10 protein-coding genes are annotated in these 7,347 nt (G+C 71.9%); all 10 read left to right on the forward strand.

The features are described from left to right. A partial coding sequence (locus tag VIU94_RS25760) for a DHHA1 domain-containing protein (RefSeq protein ID WP_331914604.1) occupies nt 1-354 on the forward strand: 354 nt, incomplete at its 5' end. Beyond that, nucleotides 354-818: a Holliday junction resolvase RuvX gene (gene ruvX / locus VIU94_RS25765; RefSeq protein ID WP_331914606.1), complete on the forward strand. Its 465-nt coding sequence runs from the start codon at nt 354-356 to the stop codon at nt 816-818. The genes VIU94_RS25760 and ruvX, both read left to right, overlap by 1 nt. Before the next feature lie 101 nt (nt 819-919). After that, nucleotides 920-2,665 carry an endolytic transglycosylase MltG gene (gene mltG / locus VIU94_RS25770; protein ID WP_331914608.1) on the forward strand — a complete coding sequence of 582 codons (1,746 nt, stop codon included), beginning with the start codon at nt 920-922 and terminating at the stop codon, nt 2,663-2,665. Next, nucleotides 2,665-3,492 carry a shikimate dehydrogenase gene (locus VIU94_RS25775; protein WP_331914610.1) on the forward strand — a complete coding sequence of 276 codons (828 nt, stop codon included), beginning with the start codon at nt 2,665-2,667 and terminating at the stop codon, nt 3,490-3,492. Before mltG ends, VIU94_RS25775 begins: the two co-directional genes overlap by 1 nt. After that, on the forward strand, nt 3,489-3,716 hold the full coding sequence (locus VIU94_RS25780; protein WP_331914612.1) for a hypothetical protein: 228 nt from the start codon (nt 3,489-3,491) through the stop codon (nt 3,714-3,716). Before VIU94_RS25775 ends, VIU94_RS25780 begins: the two co-directional genes overlap by 4 nt. A 113-nt stretch (nt 3,717-3,829) precedes the next feature. After that, complete coding sequence (gene aroC / locus VIU94_RS25785; RefSeq protein ID WP_331914614.1) at nt 3,830-5,014, forward strand: chorismate synthase; 1,185 nt, start codon at nt 3,830-3,832, stop codon at nt 5,012-5,014. Then, on the forward strand, nt 5,011-5,529 hold the full coding sequence (locus VIU94_RS25790; protein ID WP_331914616.1) for a shikimate kinase: 519 nt from the start codon (nt 5,011-5,013) through the stop codon (nt 5,527-5,529). Before aroC ends, VIU94_RS25790 begins: the two co-directional genes overlap by 4 nt. Further along, complete coding sequence (aroB, locus tag VIU94_RS25795; protein WP_331914618.1) at nt 5,526-6,623, forward strand: 3-dehydroquinate synthase; 1,098 nt, start codon at nt 5,526-5,528, stop codon at nt 6,621-6,623. The genes VIU94_RS25790 and aroB overlap by 4 nt, the downstream gene beginning before the upstream one ends. Further along, nucleotides 6,620-7,066 carry a type II 3-dehydroquinate dehydratase gene (aroQ, locus tag VIU94_RS25800; RefSeq protein WP_331914620.1) on the forward strand — a complete coding sequence of 149 codons (447 nt, stop codon included), beginning with the start codon at nt 6,620-6,622 and terminating at the stop codon, nt 7,064-7,066. Before aroB ends, aroQ begins: the two co-directional genes overlap by 4 nt. Nucleotides 7,067-7,122: 56 nt before the next feature. Next, a partial coding sequence (locus tag VIU94_RS25805) for a hypothetical protein (protein ID WP_331914622.1) occupies nt 7,123-7,347 on the forward strand: 225 nt, incomplete at its 3' end.

A 7,347-nucleotide genomic window follows, 5' to 3' on the forward strand; every position in this document is an offset into this window, starting at 1 on the left:
TCCGCCAAGGACATCCACGGGGTCGCCGTCGTCACCGGCCAGGTCCCGGACGGCACCACGCCCGACGACCTGCGCCGGCTGGTTCTCGACGTGCGCGGCCGCATCCAGGGCGGACGGGCCGCCGTGGTCGCCCTGTTCACCGTCAACAACGGCAAGCCGCTGACGGTCATCGCCACCAACGACGCCGCCCGTGACCGCGGCCTCAAGGCCGGTGACCTGGTCCGTACCGCCGCCAAGACCCTCGGCGGCGGCGGTGGCGGCAAGCCGGACGTCGCCCAGGGCGGCGGCCAGAACCCGGAGGCCGTGCCCGAGGCCATCGCCGCGGTCGAGCGGCTCGTGGTGGAAACCTCCTGATGAGACGGGGACGGCGACTCGCCATCGACGTCGGGGACGCCCGGATCGGGGTCGCGTCGTGCGACCCCGACGGGGTCCTCGCCACCCCGGTGGAGACCGTGCCGGGACGTGACGTCCCGGCCGCCCACCGGCGGCTGCGACAACTCGTCGAGGAGTACGAGCCCCTCGAGGTCGTGGTCGGTCTGCCTCGCTCCCTCTCGGGACGCGAGGGGCCGGCCGCGACCAAGGTCCGCGCCTTCGCCCAGGAGATGGCGCGCGGGATCGCTCCCGTGCCGGTCCGCCTGGTCGACGAGCGCATGACGACGGTGACGGCGACGCAGGGCCTGCGGGCCTCGGGGGTGAAGTCGAAGAAGGGCCGGTCGGTGATCGACCAGGCGGCCGCTGTGATCATCCTTCAAGCAGCTCTTGAGTCCGAACGGGTATCAGGTAATCCGCCCGGCGAGGGCGTCGAAGTGGTCATCTGATCGCGATACGGTAACGTTCCGCGCGATGCGGCGGTGTTCGAACATCTGCCGCACAACGTAGAGGCGGATCGTCCGGAAGCCTCGCGGCTGTTTGGGGATCGATGACTGAGTATGGCCGGAGCCCCGGCTCCGAACCGTGGCACCCCGAGGACCCCTTGTACGGGGACCAGGGGTGGGGAGGCCAGCAGCAGCCGTACCCGCAACAGGCGCAGCAGGCGGACTACGGCCAGGATCCGTACGGGCAGCAGCAGGGCTACGGCGGCCAGCAGTACCCGCAGCAGCAGCCCACGCACCAGCAGTACCCCCAGCAGCCTCCGCACCAGCAGCCGTACCCTCCACAGCAGCCTCCCCAGCAGTACGGAGGGCAGCAGGGGCAGGGGTACGACACGCCCGGGTATCCCGCACAGCCGTACGACGGCAACTGGGACACCGGCCAGCACGCCGCCATGCCTTACGGCGCGCCGCCCGCCGATCCGTACGGAACCGGCCAGCACCAGGACCTCTACGGCACCCCCGAGGCGTACCCGCCGCCGCAGCCCCCGGGCAGGCGGCAGGGCCCGCCGGAGCCGGTGAACGACTGGCAGGCGGAGCCGGAGGAGGAGAGCCACCCGTTCTTCACCGGCGAGGACGCTCCCGAGGAGCGCGGTCGCCGGCGCGGCCGGGGCCGTGACCTCCACGAGCGCGACGACGAGTACGACGAGTACGACGACGACCCGGCGGAGAGCCGCTCGTCCCGCGGCGGCGGCCGTGACCGCCGCGGAAAGGGCCAGAAGAAGGCCAAGAACGGCTTCGCCTGCCTGGTCGTGGCGGCTGTCCTGGTCGGCGGCGTCGGCGGCGTCGGCTACTTCGGCTACCAGTTCTGGCAGGGCCAGTTCGGCGCGGCGCCCGACTACGAGGGCGCGGGCAGCGGCGAGGTCCAGGTCGAGATCCCGAAGGAGTCCGGCGGCTACCAGATCGGCAACATCCTCAAGGAGGCCGGCGTCGTCAAGAGCGTCGACGCGTTCGTCTCCGCGCAGCAGAAGAACCCCAAGGGCCTCTCGATCCAGGCGGGCGTCTACACGCTGAAGAAGGGGATGTCGGCGGCCAGCGCCGTCGAGATGATGCTCAGCCCGGCGAGCCACGCCAACTTCGTCATCCCCGAGGGCAAGCGGAACACCTGGGTATACGACGAGATCGACAAGCGCCTCGGCATCGCGAAGGGCACGACCGCCGGTGTCGCGAAGGCGAAGGCGAAGGATCTCGGACTGCCCGACTGGGCCAAGAACCACGAGAACGTCAAGGACCCGCTGGAGGGCTTCCTCTACCCCGCGAGCTACCCGGTCGCGAAGGGCGCGAAGCCCGAGGACGTGCTGCGCAAGATGGTCGCGCGGGCGAACGCCGAGTACACCGAGCTGGACCTCGAGGGCAAGGCGAAGTCTCTCGGCGTCAAGGACCCGTGGCAGCTTCTGACGGCCGCGAGCCTGGTCCAGGCCGAGGGCACGTCGCACGACGACTTCAAGAAGATGGGCGAGGTCATCTACAACCGGCTCAAGCCCGGCAACCCGCAGACGTACGGCCGGCTCGAGTTCGACTCCACGTACAACTACATCAAGAACCAGAGCAAGATCGATCTCACCCTCGCAGAGCTGCGGAAGTACGACAATCCGTACAACACGTACTTCTACAAGGGTCTGCCGCCCGGTCCGATCGGCAACCCCGGCAGCGACGCGCTGGTGGGCGTGCTCAGCCCGACCAAGGACGGCTGGTACTACTTCATCTCCCTCGACGGCAAGACGTCCAAGTTCACCAGGACGAACGCGGAACACCAGAAGCTCGTCGAGGAGTTCAACAAGTCGAGGAAGAACTGATGTCCGCACCTCGTCGCGCCGCCGTGCTCGGCTCGCCGATCGCCCACTCGCTCTCCCCGGTGCTGCACCGCACCGCGTACGCGGAGCTGGGGCTCGACGACTGGTCGTACGGCCGGTTCGAGATCGACGAGGCGGCGCTGCCGGGGTTCGTCGCCGAACTCGACGAGACATGGGCCGGGCTCTCGCTGACCATGCCGCTCAAGCGGGCGATCATCCCGCTGCTCGACGAGATCAGCGAGACGGCCGCCTCCGTCGAGGCCGTCAACACCGTGGTCCTCCGGGAGGACGGCAAGCGGTACGGCGACAACACCGACATCCCCGGCATGGTCGCCGCGCTGCGGGAGCGGGGCGTGGAGGAGGTGGGGTCCGCCGCGGTGCTCGGGGCCGGGGCCACGGCCTCGTCCGCACTCGCCGCGCTGGTCAGGGTCTGCTCGGGTCCGGTCACCGCGTACGTGCGCAGCGAGGCCCGCGCCGCCGAGATGCGGCAGTGGGGCGAGCGGCTCGGCGTCGACGTGCGCACCGCCGACTGGGCGGACGCCGCCGAGGCGCTGTCCGCGCCGCTCGTCGTCGCGACGACGCCAGCCGGCACGACCGACGAGCTGGCCGCGGCCGTCCCCGACGTGCCCGGCACGCTCTTCGACGTCCTGTACGACCCCTGGCCCACCGCCCTCGCCGCCGCCTGGTCCGCCCGCGGCGGGCAGGTCGTCGGCGGCCTGGACCTCCTCGTCCACCAGGCCGTGCTCCAGGTCGAGCAGATGACCGGGGCGCCCAGCGCCCCTCTCGCGGCGATGCGCGCGGCCGGCGAATCGGCGCTGGCCTCCCGGTGAGCGCGCCGGGGGAGCTGCTGGCCTCGCGGTGGGACGTGCCGATCGACCTCGTCCAGTGGATCGGTGCGGGGATCAAGATCGCGTTCACGTCGCTGCCCGACTGGGCGAAGTACACACTCCTCGGACTCATCGGCCTTCTCGTGGCCGGCGACCTCGTCAACCGGCTCGTGAAGCGTCGGCGCGCCGTGCTCGTGTCCGGATCTGACGATCTAGGCGTCCGATAGCTGGACCGGCGGCCTGGTTCTCCACTCGGACATGGGAGGATCGGAGCAGGCCGACCAGGGCCGCGCACCCGGTCGCGCCGTCGCAGTGCCAGGCGCGAGCATGAGGAGCATCGTTGAGCAGGTTGCGTTGGCTGACCGCTGGGGAATCCCACGGACCCGCGCTGGTCGCGACGCTGGAGGGTCTTCCCGCCGGCGTCCCGGTCACCACCGAGCTGGTGGCTGACCACCTCGCGCGGCGGCGCCTCGGCTATGGGCGCGGTGCCCGGATGAAGTTCGAGCAGGACGAGGTGACCTTCCTCGGCGGCGTCCGGCACGGGCTGTCCCTCGGCTCGCCCGTCGCCGTCATGGTCGGGAACACCGAGTGGCCCAAGTGGGAGAAGGTCATGTCGGCGGACCCCGTCGACCCGGCCGAGCTCAAGGAGACGGGCCGCAACGCGCCCCTGACCCGGCCCCGTCCCGGCCACGCCGACCTCGCCGGCATGCAGAAGTACGGCTTCGACGAGGCCCGGCCGATCCTGGAGCGCGCCAGCGCCCGGGAGACCGCCGCCCGCGTCGCCCTCGGCGCCGTCGCCCGGTCCTTCCTCAAGGAGGCCGCCGGCATCGAGATCGTCAGCCACGTCGTCGAACTCGCCGCCGCCAAGGCCCCGTACGGCGTGTACCCGACCCCGGCCGACGTCGAGAAGCTCGACGCCGACCCGGTCCGCTGCCTCGACGCCGACGCGTCGAAGGCGATGGTCGCCGAGATCGACCAGGCCCACAAGGACGGCGACACCCTCGGCGGCGTCGTCGAGGTCCTCGCGTACGGCGTGCCCGTCGGCCTCGGCTCGCACGTCCACTGGGACCGCCGGCTCGACGCGCGGCTCGCCGCCGCGCTCATGGGCATCCAGGCCATCAAGGGCGTGGAGGTCGGCGACGGCTTCGAGCTCGCCCGGGTGCCCGGCTCCCAGGCCCACGACGAGATCGTCCGGACCGAGGACGGCATCAAGCGCACCTCCGGCCGCTCCGGCGGCACCGAGGGCGGCCTGACCACCGGCGAGCTGCTCCGCGTCCGCGCCGCGATGAAGCCGATCGCGACCGTGCCGCGCGCGCTCGCCACCGTCGACGTCGCCACCGGCGAGGCCACCGTGGCCCACCACCAGCGCTCCGACGTCTGCGCCGTCCCGGCCGCCGGCATCGTCGCCGAGGCGATGGTCGCGCTCGTGCTCGCCGACGCCCTCGTCGAGAAGTTCGGCGGCGACTCGGTCCCCGAGACCCGCCGCAACGTGCAGTCGTACCTCGACAACCTGCAGATCCGGTGACCGGCGGACCGCTTGTCGTCCTGGTCGGGCCGATGGGCTCGGGCAAGTCGACGGTGGGCGAGCTGCTCGCCGAACGGCTCGGCGCGCCGTACCGAGACACCGACGCGGACATCGTCGCCGCCGAGGGCCGCGAGATCTCCGACATCTTCGTGGAGGACGGCGAGGAGCGCTTCCGCGCGCTCGAGCGCGCGGCGGTGCGCGCGGCCGTGGCCGAGCACGAGGGCGTCCTCGCGCTCGGCGGCGGCGCCGTCCTGGACGCCGGCACCCGCGAGCTGCTCGCCGGGCTGCCCGTCGCCTACCTCTCGATGGACGTCGAGGAGGCGGTCCGCCGGGTCGGCCTCGGCGCAGCCCGCCCGCTGCTCGCCGTCAACCCGCGCCGACAGTGGCGCGAGCTGATGGAGGCGCGCCGCCACCTCTACACCGAAGTCGCGCGCGTCGTGGTGGCCACCGACGACCGCACCCCCGAAGAGGTCGCCCAGGCGGTCCTCGACGCACTGGAGTTGAAGGACGTATGACGGACCAGGACCAGGTGACGCGGATCCACGTCGGCGGAAGCGCCGGACACGACCCGTACGACGTGCTGGTCGGCCGGCAGCTGCTCGGCGAGCTGCCGGCGCTGATCGGCGACAGGGCCAAGCGGGTCGCCGTGATCCACCCGGAGGCGCTGGCCGAGACCGGCGAGGCGCTCCGCGCCGACCTGGCCGACCAGGGCTACGAGGCCGTCGCCATCCAGGTGCCGAACGCCGAGGAGGCCAAGACCGTCGAGGTCGCGGCGTACTGCTGGAAGGCGCTCGGTCAGACCGGCTTCACCCGTACCGACGTCATCGTCGGCGTCGGCGGCGGGGCCACCACCGACCTGGCCGGGTTCGTCGCGGCGACCTGGCTGCGCGGTGTGCGCTGGATCGCCGTGCCGACCACCGTCCTCGCCATGGTCGACGCGGCCGTCGGCGGCAAGACCGGCATCAACAGCGCCGAGGGCAAGAACCTCGTCGGCGCGTTCCACCCGCCGACGGGCGTGCTGTGCGACCTGGCGGCGCTGGACTCGCTGCCGGTCAACGACTACGTCAGCGGTCTCGCCGAGATCATCAAGGCCGGTTTCATCGCCGACCCGGTGATCCTCGACCTGATCGAGGCCGACCCGGCCGCCGCGCGCACCCCCGCCGGACCGCACACCGCCGAGCTGATCGTGCGCTCGATCCAGGTCAAGGCGGACGTGGTCTCCAGTGACCTGAAGGAATCGGGCCTGCGGGAGATCCTCAACTACGGGCACACGCTGGCCCACGCCATCGAGAAGAACGAGCGGTACAAGTGGCGGCACGGCGCGGCCGTCTCCATCGGCATGGTCTTCGCCGCCGAGCTGGGCCGGCTGGCCGGCCGGCTCGACGACGCCACCGCCGACCGGCACCGCGCGGTCCTGGAGTCGGTCGGGCTGCCGCTCACCTACCGCGGCGACCAGTGGCCCAAGCTCCTGGAGACCATGAAGGTCGACAAGAAGTCCCGCGGCGACCTGCTCCGCTTCATCGTGCTCGACGGCCTCGGCAAGCCCGTGGTCCTGGAGGGCCCGGACCCGGCCGTGCTGTTCGCGGCGTACGGCGAGGTGTCCGCGTGAGCGATCAGCGGCGGGTGCTCGTCCTGAACGGGCCGAACCTCGGCCGGCTCGGCTCGCGCGAGCCGGACATCTACGGGGCCACGTCGTACAAGGGTCTCGTCGAGTCGTGCCGGGCCGTCGGCGAGGAGCTCGGCTTCGACGTCGAGGTGCGGGAGACCAACGACGAGGGCGAGATGATCCGCTGGCTGCACGAGGCCGCGGACGGTTCGATTCCGGTCGTTCTCAACCCGGGTGCGTTCACGCACTACTCGTACGGGATGCGCGACGCGGCCGCCCAGCGGACCGCGCCGCTGATCGAGGTGCACATCTCGAACCCGTACACACGGGAGGAATTCCGGCACACCTCCGTGGTCGCGGCCGTCGCCACCGGCACCATCGCGGGCTTCGGCATCGGGTCGTACCGGCTGGCCCTGCGGGCGCTGGCCGAGGAGACCTCTGGCTGACCGGGCACTGTGGACCGCCCCCGGCCGTTCCCCCTGGGAGCGCCGGGGGCGGTACCGTGCCCGGAGGCATCGGACGTACGAACGAGACGGAGTGGCACCGGATGCAGCACGGGATGGGGGCTCTGCCGCCGGAGTCGGGCGGCTGGCCGCCCACCGCCGACACGCCGCACACCGGAAGCCCGGTGCTCGACGGCCGGATCGCGGTCGGCGAACTGGTCACCGTGTACGGCACGGTGGCGCTCACGTACCACCCGCTGAGGCACTTCGAGGAGATCGCCATG

This window comes from Streptomyces sp., assembly GCF_036566765.1.
Classification (GTDB): domain Bacteria; phylum Actinomycetota; class Actinomycetes; order Streptomycetales; family Streptomycetaceae; genus Streptomyces.